Raw genomic sequence first — 25,878 nt, forward strand, 5'->3', positions numbered from 1 at the left:
GGTGACCCCGAGCGCGGTTTTTTTCATTGGAGGACTTGATGTCCAAGATGTATTTCGAGGATTACGTCGTCGGCAGCGAGCACCCGCTCGGGAGCTATACGGTGACCGAAGAGGAGATCATCAGCTTCGCGCGCCAGTACGACCCGCAACCGTTTCACGTCGACAAGGCCGCTGCAGAGCAGAGCATCTACGGTGGGCTGATTTCCAGCGGCTGGATGACCTGCGGCATCATCATGCGCCTGCTGGTGCAGTCGATGGGGGATCGCTCCACCAGCATGGGGTCGCCCGGCGTGGATGAAGTCCGCTGGATCAAGCCGGTCTATGCCGGTGACACCCTGACTGCTGTGCTGAGGATTCTGGAAGCGCGTCCGTCGAGCTCCAAGCCTGATCGCGGCGTGGTGATGACCCAGTGGGTGGCCACCAACCAGAAGGGCGAGGTTGTGTGCACGGTCAAGGGCATGGGGATGTACAAGCGCCGCCCGGCCTGACGCACGCCGTTTGTTCACTTCCCTCTGCCGCACGCGGGAGAAGGAAGGGCTACCCAACCAGAAAAGAACGACAAGGAGACAAGCACCATGCGTACTATCGCATCGTTGGAAGAACTGGAGTCGCTGCAGGGCGAGGAAGTGGCTGTCAGCGACTGGATCGAAATCACGCAGCAGCAGGTGAACCTGTTTGCCGAGGCCACGGGCGATCACCAGTGGATCCATATTGACGTCGAGCGTGCCAAGCGTGAGTCGCCGTTCGGCGCGCCGATCGCGCACGGCTTCCTGACCCTTTCGCTGTTGCCCCAGCTCATGCAGAACGCAATCCACATGGAAGGCGTCAAGATGGGCGTTAACTATGGTCTGAATCGCGTTCGTTTCACGTCGCCGGTGCCGGTCGGCAGCCGTCTGCGAGGACGCGTGAAGCTGCTCAAGGTCGAGCGGCTGGACCCGCTGCCGAATGGCCTGGTCGGTGCGCAGTCCACCTGGGAGGTGACGATCGAGCGGGAAGGCGCGGATCGACCGGTCTGCGTGGCGGAATCGATCAGTCGACGCTACTCCTGACGTATCCGATTCGTCAGCACTGTCGCTCGACAATGAGGGCCGCGAGATCGCGGCCCTTGTCATTTGTCCAGCGAAATCGTGGAAAAACAAGCAACCACGAGATGACTGTTACCCCGTTGCGACAGGTCAAGGAATTGTCCGATTAAAAGAACAGTGTTTCTGTTGTGTCTGGGTTTACCCGTAATGTTGCGTTGCGGTACAGTCCCGCCCACGATGTTTTATGTAATGCGATATCCGCTCGGAGACCGTTCTCACTGCGCTGGTGAGGCGGTTGAAGCAAGAGGATGTGGCGTGAACATCGTGACACAACGCTCGTTCCGGTGGCAGTTCCGAACCGGAACAGACGCAGTTCAGGCAGTCGGTCACCTCAGCGCACGCACCCGCCCCCTCAGGCGCGCGCACGCAGTCGTCAGTTGCTGTCCAAGCCGCGTTCATGGCGTTGCCCGGCCGCATGGTCCGCAGGCGTTTGCATCGCCCATTTCGCAGCGCCAGCTTTGGACACGTCCTCCGGTTTTCCCCAGCCCAGCCCGCCAGTTGCCCCGTGCAGCAGGTAGGCGGTGCCACGCTTGTGCACAGGCGTGGCGCAACCAGACCGTCGTGACATGAAGAAACCGAAAATGCCGCCCCTGATGCGGTACCTGCCTTGCCTTGGCCTGCTCCTGTTGGCCGGCTGCGACTTCGCGCTGATGAACCCGAAAGGGCAAGTCGGCGTCGACATCAAGGGCATCATCCTGATCGCCACCTGGCTGATGCTGCTGGTCGTCGTACCGGTCATCATCCTGACGCTCGTGTTTGCGTGGAAGTATCGCGCCAGCAACACGTCTGCTGAATACGATCCGAACTGGTCGCACTCCACCCGCATCGAAGTGGTGGTTTGGCTGATCCCCTGCCTGATCATCATCGCGCTGGGCATCATCACCTGGAAGTCGTCGCACGATCTCGACCCGTACAAGCCGCTCGAGTCGAACGTCAAGCCGGTGACCGTGGAAGCCGTGGCGATGAACTGGAAATGGCTGTTCATCTATCCGGAACTGAAGATCGCGACGGTGAACCAGCTCGCGCTGCCGGTGAACACGCCGGTGAACTTCAAGATCACGTCGGATTCGATCATGAATTCGTTCTTCATCCCGCAACTGGGTAGCCAGGTTTACGCCATGGCTGGGATGGAGACCAAGCTGCACCTCATCGCCAATGAAGCCGGCACGTTTGACGGCATGTCCGCCAACTACAGCGGCGGCGGCTTCTCGGGCATGAAGTTCAAGGCCATCGCCATGTCGAACTTCGAGTTCGACAAGTGGGTGGAAAAGGTGCGCGCGTCCGAAAAGCAGCTCGCGTCCGAGGACTACAAGGTCCTGGCCAAGCCGAGCGAAGCGGAACCGGTGACGTACTTCGGCAAGGTCGAAGACGGTCTGTACACCGGCATCCTGCATCAGTACATGGGCGGCGACGGCCATGCAATGGCCCGCGAAGGTTTTGATGGCGGTCCGGTCTGCACGTCGCGTAACACGCTCGGTGAAGAGCGGGTGTCCATGGCCACGCCGGCCAAGCCGGCGCTGGGCGCGCAAATCTAGGAGCAATGATGTTTGGCAAATTGAGTTTGTCGGCGATTCCGTTTCATGAGCCGATCATCATGATCACGCTGAGCTGCGTGGCCCTTGGCGGGCTGGCGCTGCTCGGTGCGATCACGTACTTCAAGAAGTGGGACTACCTGTGGACCGAGTGGATTACCTCGGTCGATCACAAGCGCATTGGCGTGATGTATTCGCTGGTGGCGCTGATCATGCTGCTGCGCGGCTTTGCCGACGCCGTCATGATGCGTACCCAGCTGGCGGTTGCCACCAACGGCTCCACCGGCTTCCTGCCGCCCGAGCACTATGACCAGGTGTTCACGGCCCACGGCGTGATCATGATCTTCTTCGTGGCCATGCCGCTGATGACGGGTCTGATGAACCTCGTGGTGCCCCTGCAGATCGGCGCGCGCGACGTGGCGTTCCCGTTCCTGAACACGCTGAGCTTCTGGCTGTTCGTGGCCGGCGCGATGCTCGTGAACGTCTCGCTGGGCGTTGGCGAATTCGCGCGTACCGGCTGGCTGGCCTATCCGCCGCTGTCGGGTCTGGACTACAGCCCGGGCGTGGGGGTGGACTACTACCTTTGGTCGCTGCAGATATCAGGGTTGGGGACATTGCTGACCGGCGTGAACTTCCTGGTGACCATCCTGAAGATGCGCGCCCCGGGCATGACGCTGATGCGCATGCCGGTGTTCACCTGGACGGTCCTGTGCACCAACGTGCTGATCGTGGCTGCCTTCCCGGTGCTGACGGTGTCGCTGGCACTGCTGGGCCTGGACCGCTACTTCGACATGCACTTCTTCACGAACAATGGCGGCGGTAACGCCATGATGTACGTGAACCTGATCTGGATCTGGGGCCACCCCGAGGTCTACATCCTGATCCTGCCGGCGTTCGGTATCTTCTCGGAAATCATCTCTACGTTCTCGGGCAAGAAGCTGTTCGGCTACAAGGGGATGGTGTATGCCACCAGCGCGATCATGGTGCTGTCGTTCATCGTGTGGCTGCACCACTTCTTCACGATGGGCTCTGGCGCCAACGTGAACGCGTTCTTCGGCATCACGACGATGATCATCTCGATCCCGACGGGCGTGAAGATCTTCAACTGGCTGTTCACGATGTACCGTGGCCGCGTGCAATTCACGTCGCCGGTGCTGTGGACGCTGGGCTTCATGATCACGTTCGTGATCGGTGGCATGACCGGCGTGCTGATGGCCGTGCCGGCTGCTGACTTCGTGCTGCACAACAGCCTGTTCCTGATTGCTCACTTCCACAACGTGATCATCGGCGGCGTGCTGTTTGGCTACCTGGCCGGCGTGACCTACTGGTGGCCGAAGGCCTTCGGCTTCAAGCTGAACGAGCGTCTGGGCAAGTGCGCCTTCTGGTGCTGGCTGGTGGGCTTCTACTTCGCCTTCATGCCGCTGTACGTGCTGGGCCTGATGGGCATGACCCGTCGTCTGAACCACACCGACAACCCGGCCTGGACGCCGTGGCTGCATCTGGCCGTGGTGGGCGTGGTGTTCGTGGCGCTGGGCATCTTCTTCCAGGTGCTGCAGATCGTCGTGTCGATCCGCGACCGCAAGAAGCTGGCAGACGTGACGGGCGACCCGTGGGGTGGCCGCACGCTGGAATGGGCAACCTCGTCGCCGCCGGCGTTCTACAACTTCGCGCACACCCCGGTGGTGCGTGACCTGGACGCGTTTGCCGACATGAAGGCACGTGGCGAGACGATCCGCACGGATGGCTTCGAGCAGATTCACATGCCGAAGAACACCGCGGCTGGTTTCTACATGGGTGCATTCAGCCTGGTGCTGGGCTTCGCGCTGACGTGGCACATCTGGTGGCTTGCCGCCGTGGGCCTGATCGGCATGGTCGTGGCGTTTATCCGCCGCGCCAACGATGACCACATCGATTACTACGTGCCGGCCTCCGAGGTCGAGCAGATCGAAACGCGCTACCAGCAGCGCATTGCTGCCCAGGGCTGATAACCATGTCGACAGAAGTTCTTGACCGCTTCGGGGCGAAAGCCCCCGCGCATGCGCACTCGCACGACGAGGCGCACGACCACGCGCATCACGACACCAGCGAGAACACCGTCTTCGGTTTCTGGCTGTACCTGATGAGCGACTGCATCTTGTTCGCGTGCCTGTTCGCCGCCTTCGCCGTCCTGCGCGGCGAAGTGGCGGGTGGCCCGTCGGGCAAGGAGATCTTCGAGCTCAACTACGTGCTCGTGGAAACCGCCATCCTGCTGTTCTCGTCGATCACCTACGGCTTTGCCATGGTGTCGATGCAGAACCATCAGAAGGGCCGCGTGATGTTCTGGCTGGGCGTGACGTTCCTGCTGGGCGCCGCGTTCATGGGCATGGAAATCAACGAGTTCGCGCACCTGATTCACGAGGGTGCCGGCCCGAGCCGCAGCGCGTTCCTGTCGTCGTTCTTCACGCTCGTGGGTACCCACGGTCTGCACGTTGCCAGCGGCATGCTGTGGATGCTCGTGCTGATGTGGCAACTGTCGAAGAAGGGCCTGACCCCGGTCGTGGCCAAGCGCCTGAACTGCCTCAGCCTGTTCTGGCACTTCCTGGACGTGGTCTGGATCGGTGTGTTCACCGTGGTCTACCTGATGGGAGCAATGTAAATGGCACAGCAACACGCTTCGACCGCCGCTCACGGCGCGTCGCATGGCCACAGCAGCGTCAAGTCGTATGTGATTGGCTTCGTGCTGGCGGTGATCCTGACCGTGATTCCGTTCAAGATCGTCATGGACGGCACGATGGAACGCGGCACGATGCTGTGGATCATCCTGGGCATGGCGGCCGTGCAGATCGTCGTGCATCTGAAGTACTTCCTGCATCTGGATGGTTCGAACGGTCAGCGCTGGAACGTGATGGCGCTGCTGTTCACGGTACTGATCCTGTTCATTGTGCTGGCCGGTTCGCTCTGGATCATGCACAACATGAACGCCAACATGATGCCGTGGATGAAGTAACGGATCATACGGTCGTTTGAAAAACGGGGCCTTTGGGCCCCGTTTTTTATTGGCCACGGTGCGCAACGCACCGGCATCGGCCACGGCTGCACCGGTTCACGCCGGACCGCACCCGAACGGCGCTGCACATTCGCGGTGCGCCGGCGGATTTCCCTCTGGCCCCGCCGGCGGCACCAGCGTGGTGCGGCACGGTCCCCCTCCCGTCGATTTGTCACGTAATGGTGACCCGGTCACGCGTGTTTCCCTTGGCACGCTAGTTGCAGATGTGCTCTCCGGGGTGCGTAGTCCCTAATCACATACGACAAACTGGGAGCTGCAATGAAACGACGTGACATGCTGAAGCTGTCGGCGGTGGCCGCCGCGGCGATGATCGGTACCAGCCCGCTGATGGCGCAGACCAAGGAGCCGATCAAGGTCGGCATCCTGCATTCGCTATCGGGCACGATGGCCATCTCCGAAACGTCGCTCAAGGACGTGGCGCTGATGACGATCGACGAGATCAACAAGAGCGGCGGCGTGCTGGGCCGCAAGCTCGAGCCCGTGGTGGTGGACCCCGCTTCCAACTGGCCGCTCTTCGCGGAGAAGGCGCGTCAGCTCATCACCAAGGACAAGGTGGCGGTCACGTTCGGATGCTGGACGTCGGTATCGCGCAAGTCGGTGCTCCCGGTCTATGAGGAAACCAACGCGCTGCTGTTCTACCCGGTGCAGTACGAAGGTGAGGAGATGTCGAAGAACGTGTTTTACACGGGCGCGGCACCCAACCAGCAGGCGATCCCGGCGGTGGAATACCTGATGAGCAAGGAGGGCGGCGGTGCGAAGCGCTTCTTCCTGCTGGGTACCGACTACGTCTATCCGCGCACTACCAACAAGATCCTGCGTGCGTTCCTGAAGAGCAAGGGCGTGGAGGACAAGGACATCGAAGAGGTTTACACCCCGTTCGGTCATAGCGACTACCAGACCATCGTCGCCAACATCAAGAAGTTCTCGCAGGGTGGCAAGACCGCCGTGATCTCCACGATCAATGGCGACTCGAACGTGCCGTTCTACAAGGAACTCGGCAACGCCGGCCTGAAGGCCAAGGACGTGCCGGTGGTGGCCTTCTCGGTGGGCGAGGAAGAACTGCGCGGCATCGACACCAAGCCGCTGGTGGGCCATCTGGCTGCATGGAACTACTTCATGTCGGTCAAGAACCCCGAGAACGAAGCGTTCAAAAAGCAGTGGGCCGCGTGGGTCAAGGCCAACAACCTGCCGGGCGGCGACAAGCGCGTGACCAACGACCCGATGGAAGCTACCTACGTGGGCATCCATATGTGGGCGCAGGCCGTGAAGAAGGCTGGCAGCACCGATCCGGACAAGGTGCGTGCCGCGATGTACGGCCAGACCTTCAAGGCGCCCGATGGCTTCACGCTGACGATGGGTGACAACCACCATCTCTACAAGCCCGTGATGATTGGCGAGGTCAAGGGCGACGGCCAGTTCTCGGTGGTGTGGAAGACGCCGAAGCCGGTCCGCGCGCAACCGTGGAGCCCGTTCATCGCCGGCAATGAAGGCAAGGCGGACAAGGTGGCGGGGAACTGACGGTCTGTTGCTCCCACTCCCGTGCTCGGGAGTGGGAGCAAACCACAGGTGAATGCCAACAACCCCAAGATGCGATCCATCGCGCGAACCAGGCTCCTGAATGCACCGACCCAATATCCGTACATGGCTGCGTGTCATGCTCGCCGCGCTGCTGCTGGCCGCGGCACCGTTGTGGGCCGCCACGCCGCTGACGCAGGCCGACCTCAAGCCATTGGCCGAGGATGACTACGATGCCAAGACCGCGGCGCTGAACAAGCTCACTCAGGCGCCGGCGGAGCAGGCCGGCCCGATCCTGAAGGCCTTGCAGGATGACGCGCTGCAGTACGCGCCCTCAGTCGGCATGGTGCGCCAGGATGGCGACAAGACCGTCGACGCGGTCACCGGCAAGCCGGTCATCGTGAAGGCGGACGAGCTCGAATCGCTGACGCTGAATAACAGCCTGCGCGCCATCGTCGATAGTGCCGCGAGCAGCCTGGAGCTGCAGTCACCGGACATCGCGGTGCGCACGCAGGCCATCAGTACGCTGTTCGATCAACCAGAGAACGCTTCGCGTGCGGCGGTGGAGGCCGCGCGCAAGGCCGAGGCCGATGCCGGACTGCGGGCGAGGCTCGACGTGATCTGGGCCAACACGGTTCTCGCGCAAGGTGCCGAAGCGGGCCGGGACGCGCGTATCGAGGCGATTCGCATCCTCGGCCACGACAGCAATCCGCAATCGCGCCAGAAGCTGATGCCGCTGGTCGAGCGCGACGCGGCCGGCAAGTACAAAGAGGCCGACGAAGGCGTGCGCGTGGCCGCGCAAGTGGCCATTGACCAGTTGCGGACCGAACAGCGCCGCGCCGAACTGCTCGGCAACCTGTTCGCGGGTCTGAGCCTTGGCAGCGTGCTGCTGCTGGCGGCGCTGGGTCTGGCGATCACGTATGGGCTGATCGGCGTCATCAACATGGCGCACGGCGAGTTTCTGATGATCGGCGCCTATGCCACCTACGTGGTGCAGACGCTGTTTCGTGCCTGCGCGCCCAATGCGTTCGACTGGTACCTCGTGGCGGCCGTGCCTGCGTCCTTCCTGGCTGCCGGAGCCGTCGGTTTCGCGCTCGAGCGAATCGTGCTGCGCCATCTCTATGGCCGCCCGCTGGAGACGCTGCTGGCCACGTTCGGTGTCAGCCTGCTGATGATGCAGGCCGTGCGTACGATCTTCGGCGCGCAGAACGTGGAAGTGGCCAATCCCGCGTGGATGAGCGGCGGCATCGAGGCACTCGCCGGGCTCGTGATTCCGTACAACCGCATCATCATCATCCTGTTCGCGCTGGGCGTGGTGACGGTGGCATGGGCCGTACTGAATCGCACGCGCCTGGGTCTGTTCGTGCGCGCCACGACGCAGAACCGCACGATGGCGGCCTGCGTGGGCGTGCGGACGTGGAAGGTGGACAGCTACGCGTTCGCATTTGGCGCCGGCATCGCGGGGCTCGGCGGTTGCGCGCTCTCGCAGATCGGTAACGTGGGCCCGGACCTGGGGCAGGCCTACATCATCGACTCGTTCATGGTGGTGGTGCTGGGTGGCGTCGGGCAGCTGGCGGGCACGATCGTGGGCGCGTTCGGCCTCGGCATCATCAACAAATTCATCGAGCCGTTCTATGGCGCGGTGCTGGCCAAGATCTTCGTCCTCGTGCTGATCGTGCTGTTCATCCAGAAGCGGCCACAAGGACTTTTCGCGCTCAAGGGGCGCAGCGCGGAGGCCTGACATGAGCAGCTTTTCCTCGAAATCCGGCAAGTCATTCACGCTATCCGTGCCGGAACGCCAGCCGCTGTTCTCCACGCGCATGTGGATGGCGATGGCGGTACTGACCGTGGTCGTGGCGATCGGCGTGCCAGTCTGCGCGCTGGTCGTGCCGGAAGGCCACGCGCTGCATCTGTCGGCCTATGCCTTGACGTTGATCGGCAAGATCATGTGCTTCGCGCTGGCGGCCATTGCGCTCGATCTGGTGTGGGGCTATTGCGGCATCCTGAGCCTCGGCCATGGTCTGTTCTTCGCGCTGGGCGGGTATGCGATGGGCATGTACCTGATGCGGTCGATCGGTCGCGATGGTGTCTACAAGAGCGATCTGCCCGACTTCATGGTGTTCCTGGACTGGAAGGAGCTGCCGTGGTTCTGGCATGGCACCGAGCACTTTCCCTACGCATTGCTGCTGGTGGTACTGGTGCCGGGCGTGCTGGCGTGGCTGTTTGGCTTCTTCGCGTTCCGGTCCCGCATCAAGGGTGTGTACCTGTCGATCATCACGCAGGCTATGACGTACGCCGCGATGCTGCTGTTCTTCCGCAATGAAACGGGCTTCGGCGGCAATAACGGCTTTACCGACTTCAAGCGCATCGCCGGTTTTGCCGTGGCTGCGCCGCAGACGCGTGCCGCGCTGTTCGTGCTGACGTTCCTTGCACTGCTGGCCGGATTCGTGGCCTGCCGCTACATCGTCACGTCCAAGCTCGGCCGGGTGGTGACCGCCGTGCGCGACGCGGAGATGCGCGTGATGTTTTCGGGCTACAACCCGCTCGGGTACAAGCTGTTCGTGTGGACGTTCTCGGCTGTGCTTTGCGGCATTGCCGGAGCGCTGTACGTGCCGCAGGTCGGCATCATCAACCCGAGCGAGATGTCGCCCGCGAACTCGATCGAAATGGCGGTGTGGGTCGCCGTCGGCGGGCGCGGCACGCTGATCGGGCCGGTAGTGGGGGCATTCCTGGTCAACGGCGCGAAGACGATGTTCACGGCCTACTTCGCGGAGTACTGGCTATTCCTGCTCGGCGCGATGTTCGTGCTGGTGACGCTGTACCTGCCAGATGGCGTGGTGGGCCTCTGGCGACGCCTGCGTGATCGGCGCACTTCGAAGGTAGAAACCGGAGCCGCCGATGAAGCGGAAGCCGTGGTGGCGTCGCAGCAAGGGAGCAAGGCATGAATTCGGTACTGGGTGAAGGCAAGGCGGAAAGCGGGGATGCCACCGGGCTGGGCCGGATCGTCGAACCCGGCGTCATCGACACCACGCACGGTCCGATCCTCTACATCGAGGACCTGACCGTTCAGTTCGACGGCTTTCGCGCGCTGAACAAGCTGTCGTTGTCGATCGATCACGGTGAACTGCGCTGCGTGATCGGCCCGAATGGCGCCGGCAAGACCACGATGATGGATGTCATCACCGGCAAGACCGGGCCGCGCAACGCCAACGTGACCGGGCGTGTGTTTCTGGGGCAGACCATCGACCTGATGCGGCTGACCGAACCGCGCATCGCGCAGACCGGCATTGGCCGCAAATTCCAGAAGCCGACCGTGTTCGAGCAGCACGCGGTCTGGGAGAACCTGGAACTGGCGATGAAGGCCGACAAGCGCTGGTGGGCGTCGCTGCGTGCCCGGCTGACGCTGGAGGGGCATCGTCGCATCGAGGAAACGCTGGCGCTGACCGGGCTCGAGGACGAAGCCTATCGCCCTGCGGGCTTGCTGTCACATGGCCAGAAGCAGCGGCTCGAGATCGGCATGTTGCTGACGCAGCAGCCTCAGCTCCTGCTGCTCGACGAACCGGTGGCCGGCATGACCGACGAGGAAACCATGCAACTGGCCGCGCTGCTCAACAGTCTGCGCGGTAGCTGCTCGATGATGGTGGTCGAGCACGACATGGAATTCGTCGCCGCGCTGGCCGGTGACGCTGGCACGGTGACCGTGCTGGCGGAAGGCAGCCTGCTGGCCGAAGGCACGCTCGACGCCGTGAAGCGCGACGAACGCGTGATCGAATCCTACCTGGGAAGATAACGATGCTGCAGGTCAACGCAATCAATCAGTTCTACGGCGGCAGCCATATCCTGCGCGACGTATCGTTCGAGGTGCCACATGGCAAGCTGACGACGCTGCTGGGCCGCAATGGGGTGGGCAAGAGCACGCTGCTCAAGTGCCTGATGGGCGTGGTGCCCACGCGCAGTGGCAGCATCAGCTGGGACGGCAAGGCGCTGGAAAAGAAGGCGCCTTACGAACGTGTCTCGGCGGGGCTGGCCTACGTGCCGCAGGGCCGCGAGATCTTTCCCCGGCTGACCGTCGAGGAGAACCTGCTGATTGGCGCCGCCAGCCGGGCGAGGCCATCGGGCGTGCCCGACCGCATCTATCAGCTGTTTCCTGTGCTGCGCACGATGCGCCAGCGCCGTGGCGGCGATCTGTCGGGTGGTCAGCAGCAGCAACTGGCCATCGGCCGGGCGCTGATGAGCGAGCCGCAGTTGCTGATTCTCGACGAGCCGACCGAGGGCATCCAGCCGTCGATCATCCAGGATATTGGCCGTGCCTTGCGGCTGCTGGTGGACGAGTTCGGCATGACCGTGCTGCTGGTGGAGCAGTACTACGAGTTCGCGCGGCACCTGGCCGACCACTACGTGGTGATGAGTCGTGGAGAGGTCGTGGCCAAGGGCGATGGGGCAACGATGGAGCAGGACGGCGTGCGCGCGCTGATCGCGGTTTGAGCGTGCATTCAAACGACCCTGATGGCTCTCCGGGCACCTTTCTGTGACGGCTGCCACGCGCTATGATCTGGCGCACCGGCCCCCGCCTGAACCGTCTTGCCATCTTCGATGCGCCATCCGGATTTTCCATCGCAACTCGCCATGACATCAGCCTGGCATGCCAGCCTGCGCCTGCGCTTTGCCGCACGCGCCGGCCGGACCGCCATGGTCGAGCGGCGCCACGAGGGGCCGCTGCGGGTGCAGAAGCCGCTCTATCCCGAAGGGGAAATTTGCCACGGGGTGGTGCTGCATCCGCCCGCCGGCGTGGCGGGCGGCGATCGTCTCGACATCGACATTGCCGTGGCATCGGGCGCCCATGCCGTGCTGGCCACACCGGGTGCTACCAAATGGTACAAGTCGCTCGGCCGCGATGCAGCGCAGCATGTGCGGATCGAGGTGGCGGCCGGCGGGAAGCTCGACTGGCTGCCGCAGGAGAACATCGTGTTCGACGATGCCCGTGCCCGGATCACGACGGACGTGGTGGTGGCACCCGGAGGCAGCGCGATCGGCTGGGACGCCGTGGTGCTGGGCCGCCAGGCGTCGGGCGAGCGATGGGCCAGCGGCGCGTTATGGCTCGACACTCGCGTGGGTGACCCGGACCGCGCGCTGTGGATCGAACAATCGCATTTCGATGGCGCGTCACCGTTGCGTGGTGCCGTGGCCGGCATGGATGGACTGCATATCCTCGGCACACTCTGGGCGATCGGGCCGGGCGCCACGCAGGAGCTGGCAGAAGCGCTGGCCGAACATCTGCCATATCGTGCCGATCTACGCGCCGGCGTGACCTGCCTGGCCGGATATGGCACGGCCACGGCGCAGTCGATGCTGCTGCTGCGCGTGCTTGGCAGCGATATGGAAGCGGTGCGCCACCTGATGATCGATGCGTGGACCGTGCTGCGCCAGCCGATGCATGGCGTGCCGGCCAGGCCGCTGCGCCTGTGGTCGACCTGAGAACCCAATACCTCGAACAACAAGGAATCCGATCATGGAACTGACGCCGCGCGAGAAAGACAAGCTGCTGATCTTCACCGCCGCGCTACTGGCCGAACGCCGTCGCGCGCGCGGTCTCAAGTTGAACTACCCGGAAGCGGTGGCGCTGATCACCGCCGCCATCATGGAAGGCGCGCGCGATGGCCGCACCGTGGCGGAACTGATGCACGAAGGAACCACCGTGCTCGCACGCGAGGACGTGATGGATGGCGTGGCCGAAATGATCCCCGAGATTCAGGTGGAAGCCACGTTCCCGGACGGCACCAAACTGGTCACCGTGCACCACCCGATCGTCTGAATCCGCGTCACCGTCGCAGCCATTCACAAGAAGAGGAAAACCCTATGCACCGCATGCTCCGTTCCCGCCTGACTGCAGGCGTAGCGATGTCGCTGGCCTCCGTCTCTGCCTTCGCGCATCCCGGCCACGACGCCGCCACCGTTGGTGCCAGCCTCTGGGCCGGCCTGGCCCACCCGTTCACGGGCGCCGACCACCTGCTGGCGATGGCCGCCGTGGGCGTGTGGAGCGCGCTGGCAAGTTCGCCGCGCAGCGCCTTCGGTCAGACATCGAAGATGGATCTGATGCGCTTGCCGCTCGCGTTCGTGGCAATGATGCTGGTGGGTGCCGCGCTCGGTCTGGCTGGCGTGACGCTGCCGGCCGTCGAGCCGATGATCGCCGTCTCGCTGCTCGTGATCGGACTGCTGGTAGCCGCACGCGCGCGTCTGTCGGCATGGGCAGGCATGGCGATTGTCGGCGGCTTCGCGCTGTTTCACGGCTATGCGCACGGTGCTGAGTTGCCGGCCACTGCTGCGGCACTGCCCTCGGTGCTGGCGTATGTGGGCGGTTTTGCCGTGGCCACGATGACACTGCACGTGCTCGGCATCGGCGCGGGGGCGTTCCTTCGTCGTCACGCCGGCTGGCTGGCGCGCGTGGCTGGCGCTGGGGTGGCGCTGTACGGCGTCGGCCTGCTGGTCGCCTGATCTTCCCCCCAGGAGCTTTCGCGATGATTCCCGGTGAACTGATGCCGCTCGACGGCGAGATCGAACTGAATGCGGGGCGTCCCACGGTCACCGTGACCGTGGCCAACACTGGCGACCGGCCGGTGCAGGTCGGCTCGCACTTCCATTTCTACGAAACCAACGCCGCGTTGTCGTTCGACCGCGAGGCCGCGCGCGGCTATCGCCTCGACATCGCCGCCGGCACGGCAGTGCGCTTCGAGCCGGGGCAGTCGCGCACGGTACAACTCGTGGCGCTGGACGGTGACCGCATCGTCTATGGTTTCAACGGCAGAATCATGGGAGCACTCTGATGAGCGTGAAGATCTCCAGGCAGGCCTATGCCGAGATGTTCGGCCCGACCACGGGCGACAGGTTGCGTCTTGCCGACACGGACCTTGTGATCGAAGTCGAGCGCGATTTCACGATCTACGGCGAGGAAGTGAAGTTCGGCGGCGGCAAGGTGATTCGCGATGGCATGGGCCAGAGCCAGCGCATGTCGAAGGACTGCGTCGACACGGTGGTCACCAACGCACTGATCATCGACCACTGGGGCATCGTGAAGGCCGATATCGGGCTGAAGCACGGGCGCATCGCGGCAATCGGCAAGGCGGGTAATCCGGATATCCAGCCGGGGGTGACGATCATCGTCGGGCCGGGTACCGAGGTCATCGCGGGCGAGGGGATGATTGTCACCGCTGGCGGCATCGACACGCACATCCACTTCATCTGCCCGCAGCAGATCGAAGAAGCGCTGATGAGCGGCGTGACGACGATGATCGGCGGCGGCACCGGGCCGGCGACGGGCACCTATGCGACGACCGTGACGCCGGGCCCGTGGTACATGGAGCGGATGCTGCAGGCGGCCGATGCGTATCCGATGAACATCGGCTTTCTCGGCAAGGGCAACGCCAGCCTGGCGGCGCCGCTGACCGAGCAGGTGGAGGCGGGCGCCATCGGCTTGAAGCTGCACGAGGACTGGGGCACCACGCCGCAGGCGATCGACACCTGCCTGTCCGTGGCCGATGCCACCGATACCCAAGTGGCGATCCACACCGATACGCTCAACGAAGGCGGTTTTGTCGAGGCGACGATTGCCGCGTTCAAGGGCCGCACGATCCATACGTATCACACCGAGGGCGCGGGTGGCGGCCACGCGCCGGACATCATCAAGGTTTGCGGCGAGGCTAATGTGCTGCCGTCGTCGACCAATCCGACGCGCCCGTACACCGTGAACACGCTGGACGAGCACCTGGACATGTTGATGGTCTGCCATCACCTGGATCCGGCCATTGCGGAGGACATTGCGTTCGCCGAGTCGCGCATCCGTCGCGAGACCATCGCGGCCGAGGACATCCTGCATGACCTGGGCGCGTTCTCGATGATCTCGAGCGATTCGCAGGCCATGGGCCGCGTGGGCGAGGTGATCATTCGCACGTGGCAGACCGCGCACAAGATGGCCGCGCAGCGCGGCAAGTTGCCCGGCGATCCACACGATGCGCGTGGCGGGCACGACAACTTCCGCGTCAAGCGCTATATCGCCAAGTACACGATCAATCCAGCGCTCACGCACGGTATCGCGCACGAGGTGGGGTCGATCGAAGTCGGCAAGTGGGCGGATCTGGTGTTCTGGAAGCCGGCCTTCTTCGGCGTGAAGCCGAGCCTGATTCTCAAGGGCGGCATGATCGCGGCGGCGGCGATGGGCGATCCGAATGCCTCGATCCCGACACCGCAGCCGGTGCACTATCGTCCGATGTTCGCTTCGGCCGGCGGGGCGCTGCCGAGATCGTCGCTCACCTTCGTCTCGCAGGCGGCGCTGGCGGCGAATGTCGGCGAGCGCTATGGCCTGGCCAAGACGCTCACCGCAGTGCGCGGCACGCGTACCGTCAGCAAACGCGACATGGTGCACAATGACTGGCAGCCGCACGTCACCGTGGATCCGGAGACTTACCAGGTGGTAGCCGATGGTCAGCTGCTGACGTGCGAACCTGCCACTGTGCTGCCGATGGCGCAGCGCTATTTCCTGTTCTGACCCGTGATCAAGATCGACAAACACCTGCCCGCTCCGCACGGCATCGCGCCGGTACTCGTGCGCCGCGCGCCGAAGCTCGTCCTGCCGTTCGGCGAACGCAGCAAGAGCCGCCTGCGAGCCATCCTCGACAACGGCGCCGAGGCTGCGTTGTTCCTGCCGCGCGGCACCGTGCTGCGTGGCGGCGATCTTCTGGTGGCAGAGGATGGTACCTTCGTGGAAGTGCAGGCCGCGGCGGAGTCGGTGCTGCAGGTCACTGCGCCCGACCCGCTGGCGCTGATGCGCGCAGCCTATCACCTGGGCAATCGCCACACGCCGGTGGAGGTCGGGCGCGATTACCTGCGGCTGGAGTATGACTCTGTGCTGGCCGACATGCTTGCCCGACTGGGCGTGCAAGCCGAGCGCGCGGACCTGCCGTTCGAGCCCGAGGCTGGCGCCTATGGCGGCGGCCACAAGCACGGGCATGATGCGACGTTCGCGGAGGACTACGCGGCGGCGCAGGCAGTGTTCCACGAGCATCATGGGCACTCGCACTCGCACTCGCACTCGCACTCGCACTCACATGACCATGACCATGACCATGACCATGATCACGTGCATGACGAGCATTGCGGTCACAAACATTGAGTTGCGCCTGACAGCGTCAGCAGAGCCATCCCCATGACCGCGCTCCCCCAGCTCATCTCCCTGCTGCACCTTGCCTCGCCGGCGCTCCCCATCGGCGGCTTCAGCTATTCGCAGGGACTGGAGGCGGCCATCGATTGCGAGTTGGTGCGGGATGCGACGACTGCCGAACGCTGGATTCGCGACAACCTCCTGCATGTGCAGGCCCAATGCGAGGCGCCTGTCTGGCTACTGCTGCATCGCGCGTGGCAGACGCAGGACCACGCCTCCGTGCGGCAATGGAACGACTGGTTTCATGCCACCCGGGAAACATCCGAACTGCGGCTCGAGACCGAGCAGATGGGCTGGTCGCTGGCGAAACTGATCGCGCAGATGGGTTGGGGCGACGATGCGTCCCGCGACCTGCTGCGCGACATGCGACCGGTCTGCCTGCCCACGGCGTTTTCCTCGGCCTGCGTGGCGCTAGGTATCGCTGCGCGTGAAGGCTTGGCCGCGTATCTCTTCAACTGGGCCGAAAACCAGGTGGCAGCCGCCATCAAGGCGGTGCCGCTCGGCCAGGTGGCGGGCCAGCAGATGCTGCTTGGCTTGCATCAGGCGGTGCTCGGCACCGTCGATGAAGCAGTGTGCCGCGCCGATGCGGTGCCACCATTGCTTTCCACGTTCTCCCCGATGCTAGGCGTACTGTCGGCGCGTCACGAGACGCAGTACTCCCGGCTGTTCCGATCCTGAGATCCGATCATGACTCGTACCAAGAAAAACCCTCCGTTGCGCGTTGGCGTGGGCGGCCCCGTCGGCTCCGGCAAGACCACGCTGCTCGAGATGCTGTGCAAGGCCATGCGCGACCGCTATGACCTGGTGGCGATCACCAACGATATCTATACGAAGGAAGACCAGCGCCTGCTGACGATCTCGGGCGCGCTGCCGGCCGAGCGGATCATGGGTGTGGAAACGGGCGGGTGTCCTCACACCGCGATCCGCGAGGACGCCTCGATCAACCTCGAGGCCGTCGATCGGATGCTGGCGAAGTTTCCCGATGCCGATGTGGTGTTCATCGAATCGGGTGGAGACAATCTGGCTGCGACGTTTAGCCCGGAGCTTTCCGACCTGACGATCTATGTGATCGACGTGGCGGGCGGCGAGAAAATCCCGCGCAAGGGCGGGCCGGGCATCACGAAGTCCGATCTGCTGGTTATCAACAAGACCGATCTTGCGCCCTATGTTGGTGCATCACTGGAGATCATGGAGAGCGACGCCCGCAAGATGCGCGGCGAGCGGCCCTTTGTGATGGGCAGTGTGAAGTCGGGGCAGGGACTTGACCAGGTGATTGCGTTCATCGAGCGGCAGGGCATGCTCGACGTGTAGCCGTGTAGCCGTGTAGCCGTGTAGCCGTGTAGCTACGCGGGCTCCTCCCCTCATCCCTTCGCGCTGCTGGCTAGGCGATCTTGCGCAATTGTTTTCGCGCGAGCGCTCTTGCCACGCCGGCCACCACATCGCGGTCAGTGTCGCTGAGTTCCGTCATATAGCGCAGCGTGGCCTGTACCGCTGGTGATATCTCCGGGTTGAATGGCGCGCGTGCCGGCTCGACCGGCGCGTCCGCGCAATGACTGGAGAAATCCAGCATCACACTCGGCGCGACACCCAGCGTGTCGGCAAGCGTGCAGATGTTGTACAGCGCAACATTGCGCGTGCCGCGTTCGATTCCGCTGAGGTACGATCGCGCGAGTCCGCTTTCGAGCGACAGCGCTTCCTGAGACCAGCCGCGCTGCTTGCGCAACCAGGTCAGATGCCGCCCGAACAGCTTGAGTGGATCCCCGGTCATAAGGTGCATTGTGGATATTAGGTCGCTACGTCGCCCGAGGCTAAAGGGTTTGACCTGTCGATCACGACAACTTATAGTTCGTCGTTCTATCGGTGCCAGATCTGCATTTCAAGGGATGCGCCCACTCAAGGGTGCGGCGCCGATCGCATGGACCGGACGGTTTCACGCCGTGCCGAAACGGGGCAGTAGCGCATTGGCGATCGGGCGGAAAGCCGCGTCGTATCGCCGTTGCGCATTCAGGGACCACTCGCGTCCCAGACTCCGTTCAGAGGGAATGTCATGCGGATTTACACGTTCTTCCATGCTCACCATCGCGGCGATCTGCCGCACCTCAAGACTGCCACGACAAACGGTTTCGGTCACTGCTTATGTGTCATTCCGACAACGGCAGGGCTCGGTCACTCTTGCGATTACATCCATCTGCGTGCCGGTGATTGCTATCCGGTCACGGTAGCCGGGCACCCGGAATGGTGGGCTTGCCTGCAAGGCGGCCTGCGCGTGCTCGATGGCGATGCGGAGCGCGCGGTGCTGGCCTGCGGTGATATTCATACCCCCGAAGTGCACCAGGCGGTCGAGTTACAGGCCGTGGTCGACAGCGTGCTGGTTCGCGCCATCCCACAAGCCGGCGAGGCCGGGCACTGCAATGCCGGCGCCGCCGAATTCATTGCGATCGATGCGGGCGAGGCCGAGTGGGCGCAGCATCTTCACGCGCGCGGGCTGGTCTGGGGTGTCTGCCATCGGGGCGTGCTCAACCTGCAATGGCGGGGCGGGGCGAGCGGCGGCGAAGTTCAATCGACCTACCTTCAACCGGGCATGGCCTTCGCGCCAGAGCCTGATGACGACTACTGCATCGATGCGATGCTGTCCGGTGCCGGGCTGCTCTGCTGCATGCAGCCGGCACCGGCACCGGCACCGGTACCGGTACCGTCAGACGCATACGCCCCGCAGGGCGAACGACAGGCCGCCTGACGCCGGCATTAGCGACGCTGGTATTGCGTGGCGCCGAACAGGACCTCGCGCTCCTTGTCGCCCTGCAGCGGCTTGCGTGCGCTGGCCAGGACCTCGACGCCGCGCTTGACCGCTGGACGTTCCGCGATGTCGTTGAACCAGCGCTTCAGGTGCGGATAGTCGTCCAATTCCACGCCCTGGTTCTGCCAGCTGCGCAGCCACGGGAACGTTGCGATATCGGCCACGGTGTAGGTGTCGCCTGCCAGATACTTGTGCGTCGACAACTGCTTGTCGATCACGCCGTAGAGGCGCTTGGCCTCGTTGGTATAGCGATTGACGGCGTACTCGATCTTCTCCGGCGCGTAGATGCGGAAGTGGTGCGCCTGACCCAGCATCGGGCCGACACCGCCCATCTGGAACATCAGCCACTGCAGCGCCTCGTACTTGCCGCGCACGTCCTCGGGCAGGAACTTGCCGGTCTTGCCCGCCAGGTACAGCAGGATCGCACCCGATTCGAACAGCGAGATCGGCTGGCCGTCCGGGCCGTCGGTGTCGACGATCGCCGGGATCTTGTTGTTCGGGCTGATCTTGAGAAAGTCCTCGCCGAACTGGTCGCCGGCGCCGATGTTGATCGGATGGACCCTGTACTCGAGGCCGCACTCCTCAAGCATGATGTGGACTTTATGGCCGTTCGGTGTGGGCCAGGTGTAGGCGTCGATCATCTGCAACTGTCTCCATGGAAGATTCGCCGGGGCATTAGAGCACGAAAGAAATAACCCTGTTGGGCATGGATGATCTGTTCGTGGGATGGTGCTTCGGTGTCCAGCCCGGCAAGAAAAAAAGCCCGACAGTGACCTGTCGGGCTTTCCTGTTTCAGCGGCAGCGCATCACGAGCCGCGCGTGATCGGCATCTGGATGCTGTCCGGGTTCAGCTTCATGTGCTTGGCCAGTTCCAGCTTGGCGATCGCATTGCGGTGTACCTCGTCCGGACCATCGGCCAGACGCAGCGTGCGCTGGTGCGCCCACCAGTTGGCCAGCGGGAAGTCGCCCGACACACCCGCGGCGCCGTGCACCTGGATGGCCCAGTCGATCACGCGCAGGGCCACGTTCGGCGCCACCACCTTGATCATCGCAATCTCGGCCTTGGCAATCTTGTTGCCGACCGTGTCCATCATGTACGCGGCCTTCAGCGTCAGCAGGCGCGCCATTTCGATGTCGCAGCGGGCTTCGGCGATGCGTTCCTGCGTCACGCCCTGGCGGGCGATCTGCTTGCCGAATGCCACACGCTCCAGACTGCGCTTGCACATCAGTTCCAGTGCGCGTTCCGCCACGCCGATGCTGCGCATGCAGTGGTGGATACGGCCCGGGCCGAGGCGGCCCTGGGCGATCTCGAAGCCGCGGCCTTCACCCAACAGGATGTTGCTGACCGGCACGCGCACATTCTTCAGTTCGATTTCCATGTGGCCGTGCGGAGCGTCGTCGTAGCCGAACACCGGCAGGAAGCGCTTGATGGTGATGCCCGGGGTATCGGCCGGCACCACGATCATCGACTGCTGTTCATGACGGCCAGCATTCGGATCGGTCTTGCCCATCACGATGTAGACCTTGCAGCGGGGATCGCCGGCGCCCGACGACCACCACTTGGTGCCGTTGATCACGTAGTGATCGCCATCGCGTTCGATGCGGCACTCGATGTTCGTGGCGTCCGACGAAGCCACGGCCGGCTCGGTCATCAGGAACGCCGAGCGGATCTCGCCGCGCAGCAGGGGCTCCAGCCACTCGTCCTTCAGTTCTTCCGAGGCGTAGCGCTCGAGCGTTTCCATGTTGCCGGTATCGGGCGCGGCGCAGTTGAACACCTCGGCCGACCAGGGCACACGGCCCATGATTTCGCACATCGGCGCGTATTCGAGGTTCGACAGCCCTTCCGGCGCGCGCTTCGAACGCGGCAGGAACAGGTTCCAGAGCCCGGCTTCACGCGCCAGCGGCTTCAGTTCCTCGATCACCTTGGTCGGAATCCACGCGTTGCCGGCCGCGCGATTGGCCTGGATCTCGGCGTAGAAGCGCTTCTCGTTGGGGTAAATGTGCTGGTCGAAGAACGCCAGCAGCCTGGCCTGCATTTCCTTGACCTTGGGCGTGTACTCGAATTGCATGAGGTCTCCTCGGTTACCTTTTGGGTGTGGTACCAGGCACGGTGTGCCGACGTTGGTTACTCTAGCGGAACCTGATCAATAAGAAAAATGAATTTTCTAGATTGGTCAGTATCAATATCCTGCATTCCGTGACAGAATGCATTCACTACAAACTGACGTCGTGTCGATCGGTTGCCGGCTGGCCCCAATGCCCGCTGCGCGATCTGGCGTGCGTCTCGTGCCAGTCAAGCATTCGCGCAGGAAGGTGCCATGCAGCTCAGCCGGATCGATCTCAATCTCTTCGTAGTATTCGACGCCATCTACAGCGAGGGGAGCATCACCGCTGCCGCGCGCCAGTTGAACCTGACGCAGCCGGCCGTGAGCCACGCGCTGGGCCGGCTGCGCACGCTGTTCGACGATCCGCTGTTCGAGCGCCGGGGGCAGGGCATGGCGCCGACGCCGCTGGCCCGTTCGTTGGCCGGGGAGGTGCGTGGGGCGTTGCAGTCCTTCGCCCGGACGCTGCAGGACACGCCGCACTTCGACCCCACCAACACCACGCGCCGGTTCACCATCGGCATGCGCGACGCGCTCGAGTCCACGCTGCTGCCGCCGCTGATGGCGCGCGTGACCGCGATGGCGCCGCACGTGGAGATTGCGGCGATTCGCTTCGACCGGCGCGAGATGGAGTCCGAGCTGCTGGCCGGCACGCTGGACGCCGCGATCGACATCCTGCTGCCGGTATCGCCGGCGATCCATCACGCCGCGTTCATGTCCGATCCGATGGTGGTGCTGGCGCGGCGCGATCATCCGCTGGTCAAGAAGGAGCTGACGCTCGAGCGCTATCTCGCGGCCGAGCACGTGCACGTGTCCTCGCGGCGGCGAGGCGCGGGGCTGGAGGACCAGGCGCTGCATCGCATGGGCCTGACGCGGCGGGTGCGCCTGCGTTGCCAGCACTATGCAGCCGCGTGCCGGGTGGTCAGTTGCACCGATCTGCTGGCCACGCTGCCGCTGCGCTACGCGCGCATCGCCAACGAGCCCTATGCCAACCGCCTGCTGTCGCTGCCGTTCAAGGTGCCGTCGCTCGAACTGCATCTGTACTGGCACGCGGGCGGCGAGAACGACGGCGCGAACCGCTGGCTGCGCGAGCAGCTGATGACGGTGATGGAATCGCTCGGCAGTGGCATGACGGATGTCACGTCGGCTGCCGAGTAACCCCGGGTTAACGTTGTCAGACAAACGCCGATTTCAACAGCGGGTGTGATCGCCAAGAATCGCCGGATCTTCTCGACAGGAGGGACGGCATGGCTGACACACTCATAGCGACTTCAACAGGATCTTCCGCGCAATCTGTCGCGCAGCGTGCCGCGAACCGGCACTGGCGCGGCGCGCTGGCCGGGGCGATGGTTTCCCTGCTGGCCGCGTCGCTATCAGGCTGCGGCACGGTGGACAAGGAGGCGGGGACGTCCGCCGCATCGACCGACCCGGCCACGGGGACGGTGCCGGCGTCTACCGGGGCCGTGGCGTCAGCCGGGTTGCCGCCCGCCGCCGAAGTTGCCTCGGGCTACCGCCCGGGGATGACCACGACCTATGCGCAGAAGCATATGGCCGCGGCCGCGAATCCACTGGCCACGGAGGCAGGTCGCGAGATGCTGCGTGCTGGCGGGTCGGCCATCGATGCCGCCGTGGCGATGCAGGCAGTGCTGACGCTGGTCGAGCCACAGGCTTCCGGGATCGGTGGCGGCGCCTTCATCATGTACTGGGACGGCAAGCGCGTGCAGACCTATGACGGCCGCGAAACGGCACCCGCTGGCGCCACCGAGAACCTGTTCATGCGTGCCGATGGCAAGCCGATGGAGTTCTCGGCGGGGCAGATCGGTGGGCGCTCGGTCGGCGTGCCGGGTGTATTGCGCGCGCTGGAGCTCGCGCATCGCCAGCACGGCCGCTTGCCGTGGGCACGCCTGTTCGAGCCAGCCATCGCGCTGGCCGACAAGGGCTTTCCGATCTCGCAGCGCCTCTATACGCAGGTTGCCGCAGACAAGTTTCTGACCGGCTCCCCCGAGATGAAGGCGTATTTCCTCGACGATCAGGGCAAGCCGAAGCCGGTCGGCACGCTGGTCAGGAATCCGCAGCTCGCGCAGACATTGAGGGAGATCGCCAGACACGGGCCGAACGTGTTCTACAACGGCCCCATCGCGCATGACATCGTGGCCAAGGTCAACGCTCATGCGAATCCTGGCAGCCTGTCCGTGGCCGATCTGAAGGGGTACAAGGCCAAGGAGCGCCCGCCGGTCTGCACGAACTACAAGGCCTGGAAGGTCTGCGGGATGCCGCCGCCTTCGTCGGGTGGCATCGCTATCGCGCAGATTCTCGGCAACCTCGAAGCACTCGAAAAGCGCGATCCGCGCTACGCGCTGGCAAAGCTCAAGCCGGCGCAGGTCAATACGCCGGCGGGGTTCGAGGCCAATCCGCTGGCGGTGCACGCCATCTCGGAGGCCGACCGTCTGGCCTACGCGGACCGTGGGCTCTACGTGGCCGACGCCGATTTCGTGCCTGTAGACGTGGGCGCGCTCGTGAATCCGCAATACCTGGCCGAGCGTGCCGAACTGATTGGCGAGAAGAGTATGGGCAAGGCCGAACCGGGCACGCCGCCCGGGGTCAACGTTGCCTTTGCGCCTGACCGCTCGCCACCGCGCATTTCCACGTCGCAGGTGGCGGCGGTGGATGACCGTGGTGGCGCGTTGTCGATGACCACGACGGTCGAGTCGTACTTCGGCTCGCACATCATGGTGCGCGGCTTCATGCTGAACAACCAGCTGACCGACTTCTCGTTCAACCCGACCGAGAACGGCAAGCCTGTGGCCAATCGGGTGCAGGCTGGCAAGCGGCCGCGCTCGTCGATGGCGCCGACGCTGGTGTTTGACCGCAAGAGTGGCAGGCTGGTGGCGGCGCTTGGCTCTCCGGGCGGTTCGCAGATCATCGAGTATGTCTCGAAGACGCTGGTCGGCCTGCTCGACTGGAACATGGACGTGCAGCAGGCCGTGAGCATGGCGAACTTCGGTAGCCGTAACGGCCCGACGGAAGTCGAGCGCGGGCTGGTGACGCCTCAACTGGTGCAGGCGCTCAAGGATCAGGGCCATCAGGTGGCCGAGATCGAGATGACCAGTGGCACGCAGGCGATCATGCGCAAGGCGGGCCCGAATGGTCGGCCAGTCTGGGCTGGCGGCGCTGATCCACGGCGTGAGGGCGTGGCGCTGGGCGATTGAATGCTCGCGGATTGCACCCCTCTCCCGCGCGGGAGAGGGGCCGGCGGAGAACGCTGGCGCTTCAGGTTCCTGTCATGACTGGCCAATGAAGAACGGGCGCGAATATCGCGCCCGTTCTTCATGCATGAGCCTTCGCGGCAATCAGGCGTCCAGCTTCACCCCGGCCGCCTTCACCACCTGTGCCCAGCGCTTCTCCTCCGTCCCGAACCACTTGCCGGTCTCGGCCGGCGACATGGTCACGACTTCGGCGCCTTGCCCGGCCAATTGGGCGCGGATCTCCGGTGTGCGGATGATGCGGATCAGCTCGGCATTGATCCGCGAGACGATGGCATCCGGCATTCCGGCTGGCGCCATCACGCCTTGCCACGTTCCCGATTCGAAATTCGCCACGCCGCTCTCGGCGATGGTGGGCGTCTGGCTGACCAGGGCCATGCGCGAGCGTTTCGACACCGCCAGCAGCTTGAGTTTGCCGGCCTGCACCTGCGGCCAGGTGGCCAGCATCCCGTTCATCAGCACCTGCGCGGTGCCACCCACGGTATCGGAAATGGCCTGCGATCCGCCCTTGTAGGGCACGTATTGCCACGCCGCGCCGGTGGCCTGCTGCACGGCTACGCCGGCCAGGTGCGGTGCGCTGCCGATCGCCGTGACCGCGAAGTTCAGGGTCTGCTTGTGCGACAGGGCAACCAGTTCCTTGAGATTGCTGACCTGCACGGACGGGTGTACGACCAGAAGGTGCGGGGAGTAGGCCAGCATGGCTACGCCCTTGAGGTCCTTGTTCGGATCGAAGGTGAGTTTCGTGTAGACCGACGGGCTGATCGCCAGCGCGCCGACATCGCACAGCAGCAGCGTGTGGTTGTCCGTGCCGGCCTGCGCGACCATCGCCGCGCCGATATTGCCATTGGCGCCCGGACGGTTGTCGACCACGATCGGCTGGCCCAGTGCCTCGCCGAGCTGCTTGCTGATCAGGCGCGCGATGATGTCCGACGAGCCGCCGGCCGGGTAAGGCACCACCAGCCGGATTGGCCGGCTAGGCCACTTGTCCTCGGCCCAGGCGGAGGTGGGGGCGAGGATGCCAGCGGTACCGAGGGTGCCAAGGGCGGCCAGGCCCGAAGCCTGGCCAAGGAATTGGCGGCGAGAGGTCATGCTGTGTCTCCAGTCAACACTTATCATAGGATGTCGTACAACTAGGGCCAAGTGTAGACAGGAATCTGGCGGGGGTCTATCAGGAAAATACGGAGATGGGCGGGATTTTCGGCGTTGATACGGCTGGGCGGCAGGCTGTGTATTCAGTCGTCGGATGACTTCGGCACTGCTTCGCGGGCTTGTTTTTCCCCCGGAGTGGCCCCTCTTTCACGGAAGGAAGAGGGGCCCCGGGGCGCGC

The 25,878-nt window shown here is 64.1% G+C and carries 26 protein-coding genes; 22 read left to right on the plus strand and 4 right to left on the minus strand.

Annotated elements, in window-relative coordinates:
* Positions 1 to 38: 38 nt before the first annotated feature.
* From RMET_RS04760 to ureG, 19 genes are all read left to right on the plus strand, one after another.
* Positions 39 to 488: a MaoC family dehydratase gene (locus tag RMET_RS04760; protein ID WP_011515757.1), complete on the plus strand. Its 450-nt coding sequence runs from the start codon at positions 39 to 41 to the stop codon at positions 486 to 488.
* An 87-nt stretch (positions 489 to 575) separates the two neighbouring features.
* Positions 576 to 1,049 carry a MaoC family dehydratase gene (locus RMET_RS04765; protein ID WP_011515758.1) on the plus strand — a complete coding sequence of 158 codons (474 nt, stop codon included), beginning with the start codon at positions 576 to 578 and terminating at the stop codon, positions 1,047 to 1,049.
* Positions 1,050 to 1,651: 602 nt separating this feature from the next.
* The gene (gene cyoA / locus RMET_RS04770) at positions 1,652 to 2,620 is read left to right on the plus strand and encodes a ubiquinol oxidase subunit II (RefSeq protein WP_011515759.1); all 969 of its coding nucleotides are present in this window, start codon (positions 1,652 to 1,654) and stop codon (positions 2,618 to 2,620) included.
* An 8-nt stretch (positions 2,621 to 2,628) separates the two neighbouring features.
* Positions 2,629 to 4,602, plus strand: a complete 1,974-nt coding sequence (gene cyoB, locus RMET_RS04775; protein WP_011515760.1) for a cytochrome o ubiquinol oxidase subunit I — start codon at positions 2,629 to 2,631, stop codon at positions 4,600 to 4,602.
* Positions 4,603 to 4,607: 5 nt separating this feature from the next.
* Positions 4,608 to 5,252: a cytochrome o ubiquinol oxidase subunit III gene (gene cyoC / locus RMET_RS04780; RefSeq protein WP_008643394.1), complete on the plus strand. Its 645-nt coding sequence runs from the start codon at positions 4,608 to 4,610 to the stop codon at positions 5,250 to 5,252.
* The gene (gene cyoD, locus RMET_RS04785) at positions 5,253 to 5,603 is read left to right on the plus strand and encodes a cytochrome o ubiquinol oxidase subunit IV (RefSeq protein WP_008643397.1); all 351 of its coding nucleotides are present in this window, start codon (positions 5,253 to 5,255) and stop codon (positions 5,601 to 5,603) included.
* Positions 5,604 to 5,921: 318 nt separating this feature from the next.
* Entirely contained in the window at positions 5,922 to 7,181 is a 1,260-nt protein-coding gene (gene urtA, locus RMET_RS04790; protein WP_008643399.1) for an urea ABC transporter substrate-binding protein, read from the plus strand.
* A gap of 100 nt (positions 7,182 to 7,281) precedes the next feature.
* Positions 7,282 to 8,919, plus strand: a complete 1,638-nt coding sequence (urtB, locus tag RMET_RS04795; RefSeq protein WP_011515762.1) for an urea ABC transporter permease subunit UrtB — start codon at positions 7,282 to 7,284, stop codon at positions 8,917 to 8,919.
* A 1-nt stretch (position 8,920) separates the two neighbouring features.
* Positions 8,921 to 10,123 carry an urea ABC transporter permease subunit UrtC gene (urtC, locus tag RMET_RS04800; RefSeq protein WP_011515763.1) on the plus strand — a complete coding sequence of 401 codons (1,203 nt, stop codon included), beginning with the start codon at positions 8,921 to 8,923 and terminating at the stop codon, positions 10,121 to 10,123.
* Positions 10,120 to 10,968, plus strand: a complete 849-nt coding sequence (gene urtD / locus RMET_RS04805; protein ID WP_011515764.1) for an urea ABC transporter ATP-binding protein UrtD — start codon at positions 10,120 to 10,122, stop codon at positions 10,966 to 10,968. The genes urtC and urtD overlap by 4 nt, the downstream gene beginning before the upstream one ends.
* A gap of 2 nt (positions 10,969 to 10,970) precedes the next feature.
* Complete coding sequence (urtE, locus tag RMET_RS04810) at positions 10,971 to 11,663, plus strand: urea ABC transporter ATP-binding subunit UrtE (protein WP_008643406.1); 693 nt, start codon at positions 10,971 to 10,973, stop codon at positions 11,661 to 11,663.
* Between the two features lie 108 nt (positions 11,664 to 11,771).
* Positions 11,772 to 12,653, plus strand: a complete 882-nt coding sequence (locus tag RMET_RS04815) for an urease accessory protein UreD (RefSeq protein WP_011515765.1) — start codon at positions 11,772 to 11,774, stop codon at positions 12,651 to 12,653.
* Positions 12,654 to 12,687: 34 nt separating this feature from the next.
* Positions 12,688 to 12,990, plus strand: a complete 303-nt coding sequence (locus RMET_RS04820; RefSeq protein ID WP_011515766.1) for an urease subunit gamma — start codon at positions 12,688 to 12,690, stop codon at positions 12,988 to 12,990.
* A 44-nt stretch (positions 12,991 to 13,034) separates the two neighbouring features.
* A complete protein-coding gene (locus tag RMET_RS04825) occupies positions 13,035 to 13,670 on the plus strand; it encodes a HupE/UreJ family protein (protein ID WP_011515767.1) in 636 nt (211 codons plus the stop codon).
* A gap of 23 nt (positions 13,671 to 13,693) precedes the next feature.
* On the plus strand, positions 13,694 to 13,999 hold the full coding sequence (locus RMET_RS04830; RefSeq protein WP_011515768.1) for an urease subunit beta: 306 nt from the start codon (positions 13,694 to 13,696) through the stop codon (positions 13,997 to 13,999).
* The gene (gene ureC / locus RMET_RS04835; protein ID WP_008643414.1) at positions 13,999 to 15,717 is read left to right on the plus strand and encodes an urease subunit alpha; all 1,719 of its coding nucleotides are present in this window, start codon (positions 13,999 to 14,001) and stop codon (positions 15,715 to 15,717) included. Before RMET_RS04830 ends, ureC begins: the two co-directional genes overlap by 1 nt.
* Positions 15,718 to 15,720: 3 nt before the next feature.
* Positions 15,721 to 16,341, plus strand: a complete 621-nt coding sequence (ureE, locus tag RMET_RS04840) for an urease accessory protein UreE (protein ID WP_011515769.1) — start codon at positions 15,721 to 15,723, stop codon at positions 16,339 to 16,341.
* 33 nt (positions 16,342 to 16,374) lie between these two features.
* Positions 16,375 to 17,067, plus strand: coding sequence for an urease accessory protein UreF (locus tag RMET_RS04845; RefSeq protein ID WP_011515770.1), 693 nt, complete (start codon positions 16,375 to 16,377; stop codon positions 17,065 to 17,067).
* A 9-nt stretch (positions 17,068 to 17,076) separates the two neighbouring features.
* Positions 17,077 to 17,700 (plus strand): urease accessory protein UreG, encoded by a 624-nt coding sequence (ureG, locus tag RMET_RS04850; protein ID WP_008643417.1) that lies wholly within the window; start codon positions 17,077 to 17,079, stop codon positions 17,698 to 17,700.
* Positions 17,701 to 17,770: 70 nt separating this feature from the next.
* Here the strand turns inward: ureG and RMET_RS04855 are convergent, their stop codons facing one another.
* Positions 17,771 to 18,166 (minus strand): helix-turn-helix domain-containing protein, encoded by a 396-nt coding sequence (locus RMET_RS04855; RefSeq protein ID WP_008643418.1) that lies wholly within the window; start codon positions 18,164 to 18,166, stop codon positions 17,771 to 17,773.
* A gap of 270 nt (positions 18,167 to 18,436) precedes the next feature.
* Here RMET_RS04855 and RMET_RS04860 point away from each other — a divergent pair, with 270 nt between their 5' ends.
* The gene (locus RMET_RS04860; RefSeq protein ID WP_011515771.1) at positions 18,437 to 19,126 is read left to right on the plus strand and encodes a hypothetical protein; all 690 of its coding nucleotides are present in this window, start codon (positions 18,437 to 18,439) and stop codon (positions 19,124 to 19,126) included.
* A gap of 8 nt (positions 19,127 to 19,134) precedes the next feature.
* Here RMET_RS04860 and RMET_RS04865 read toward each other — a convergent pair whose 3' ends face one another.
* Together RMET_RS04865 and RMET_RS04870 are read right to left on the minus strand one after the other, a co-directional pair.
* The gene (locus RMET_RS04865; protein WP_008643421.1) at positions 19,135 to 19,827 is read right to left on the minus strand and encodes a glutathione binding-like protein; all 693 of its coding nucleotides are present in this window, start codon (positions 19,825 to 19,827) and stop codon (positions 19,135 to 19,137) included.
* Positions 19,828 to 19,992: 165 nt separating this feature from the next.
* Entirely contained in the window at positions 19,993 to 21,255 is a 1,263-nt protein-coding gene (locus RMET_RS04870; RefSeq protein ID WP_011515772.1) for an acyl-CoA dehydrogenase family protein, read from the minus strand.
* A gap of 249 nt (positions 21,256 to 21,504) precedes the next feature.
* Between RMET_RS04870 and RMET_RS04875 the strand changes: the two genes are divergently transcribed.
* Both RMET_RS04875 and ggt read left to right on the plus strand, forming a co-directional pair.
* Complete coding sequence (locus RMET_RS04875; RefSeq protein ID WP_011515773.1) at positions 21,505 to 22,446, plus strand: LysR family transcriptional regulator; 942 nt, start codon at positions 21,505 to 21,507, stop codon at positions 22,444 to 22,446.
* 89 nt (positions 22,447 to 22,535) lie between these two features.
* A complete protein-coding gene (gene ggt / locus RMET_RS04880; RefSeq protein WP_011515774.1) occupies positions 22,536 to 24,497 on the plus strand; it encodes a gamma-glutamyltransferase in 1,962 nt (653 codons plus the stop codon).
* A gap of 141 nt (positions 24,498 to 24,638) precedes the next feature.
* Here ggt and RMET_RS04885 read toward each other — a convergent pair whose 3' ends face one another.
* Complete coding sequence (locus RMET_RS04885; protein ID WP_011515775.1) at positions 24,639 to 25,640, minus strand: Bug family tripartite tricarboxylate transporter substrate binding protein; 1,002 nt, start codon at positions 25,638 to 25,640, stop codon at positions 24,639 to 24,641.
* Between the last annotated feature and the right edge of the window lie 238 nt (positions 25,641 to 25,878).

Origin of the sequence: Cupriavidus metallidurans CH34, assembly GCF_000196015.1 — a bacterium.
GTDB lineage: Bacteria > Pseudomonadota > Gammaproteobacteria > Burkholderiales > Burkholderiaceae > Cupriavidus > Cupriavidus metallidurans.

Coding starts and splice junctions, on each gene's coding strand:
- RMET_RS04760 (WP_011515757.1), top strand. CDS start 39: ATGTCCAAGATGTATTTCGAGGATTACGTCGTCGGCAGCGAGCACCCG.
- RMET_RS04765 (WP_011515758.1), top strand. CDS start 576: ATGCGTACTATCGCATCGTTGGAAGAACTGGAGTCGCTGCAGGGCGAG.
- cyoA (WP_011515759.1), top strand. CDS start 1,652: ATGAAGAAACCGAAAATGCCGCCCCTGATGCGGTACCTGCCTTGCCTT.
- cyoB (WP_011515760.1), top strand. CDS start 2,629: ATGTTTGGCAAATTGAGTTTGTCGGCGATTCCGTTTCATGAGCCGATC.
- cyoC (WP_008643394.1), top strand. CDS start 4,608: ATGTCGACAGAAGTTCTTGACCGCTTCGGGGCGAAAGCCCCCGCGCAT.
- cyoD (WP_008643397.1), top strand. CDS start 5,253: ATGGCACAGCAACACGCTTCGACCGCCGCTCACGGCGCGTCGCATGGC.
- urtA (WP_008643399.1), top strand. CDS start 5,922: ATGAAACGACGTGACATGCTGAAGCTGTCGGCGGTGGCCGCCGCGGCG.
- urtB (WP_011515762.1), top strand. CDS start 7,282: ATGCACCGACCCAATATCCGTACATGGCTGCGTGTCATGCTCGCCGCG.
- urtC (WP_011515763.1), top strand. CDS start 8,921: ATGAGCAGCTTTTCCTCGAAATCCGGCAAGTCATTCACGCTATCCGTG.
- urtD (WP_011515764.1), top strand. CDS start 10,120: ATGAATTCGGTACTGGGTGAAGGCAAGGCGGAAAGCGGGGATGCCACC.
- urtE (WP_008643406.1), top strand. CDS start 10,971: ATGCTGCAGGTCAACGCAATCAATCAGTTCTACGGCGGCAGCCATATC.
- RMET_RS04815 (WP_011515765.1), top strand. CDS start 11,772: ATGCGCCATCCGGATTTTCCATCGCAACTCGCCATGACATCAGCCTGG.
- RMET_RS04820 (WP_011515766.1), top strand. CDS start 12,688: ATGGAACTGACGCCGCGCGAGAAAGACAAGCTGCTGATCTTCACCGCC.
- RMET_RS04825 (WP_011515767.1), top strand. CDS start 13,035: ATGCACCGCATGCTCCGTTCCCGCCTGACTGCAGGCGTAGCGATGTCG.
- RMET_RS04830 (WP_011515768.1), top strand. CDS start 13,694: ATGATTCCCGGTGAACTGATGCCGCTCGACGGCGAGATCGAACTGAAT.
- ureC (WP_008643414.1), top strand. CDS start 13,999: ATGAGCGTGAAGATCTCCAGGCAGGCCTATGCCGAGATGTTCGGCCCG.
- RMET_RS04845 (WP_011515770.1), top strand. CDS start 16,375: ATGACCGCGCTCCCCCAGCTCATCTCCCTGCTGCACCTTGCCTCGCCG.
- ureG (WP_008643417.1), top strand. CDS start 17,077: ATGACTCGTACCAAGAAAAACCCTCCGTTGCGCGTTGGCGTGGGCGGC.
- RMET_RS04855 (WP_008643418.1), bottom strand. CDS start 18,166: ATGCACCTTATGACCGGGGATCCACTCAAGCTGTTCGGGCGGCATCTG.
- RMET_RS04860 (WP_011515771.1), top strand. CDS start 18,437: ATGCGGATTTACACGTTCTTCCATGCTCACCATCGCGGCGATCTGCCG.
- RMET_RS04865 (WP_008643421.1), bottom strand. CDS start 19,827: ATGATCGACGCCTACACCTGGCCCACACCGAACGGCCATAAAGTCCAC.
- RMET_RS04870 (WP_011515772.1), bottom strand. CDS start 21,255: ATGCAATTCGAGTACACGCCCAAGGTCAAGGAAATGCAGGCCAGGCTG.
- RMET_RS04875 (WP_011515773.1), top strand. CDS start 21,505: ATGCAGCTCAGCCGGATCGATCTCAATCTCTTCGTAGTATTCGACGCC.
- ggt (WP_011515774.1), top strand. CDS start 22,536: ATGGCTGACACACTCATAGCGACTTCAACAGGATCTTCCGCGCAATCT.
- RMET_RS04885 (WP_011515775.1), bottom strand. CDS start 25,640: ATGACCTCTCGCCGCCAATTCCTTGGCCAGGCTTCGGGCCTGGCCGCC.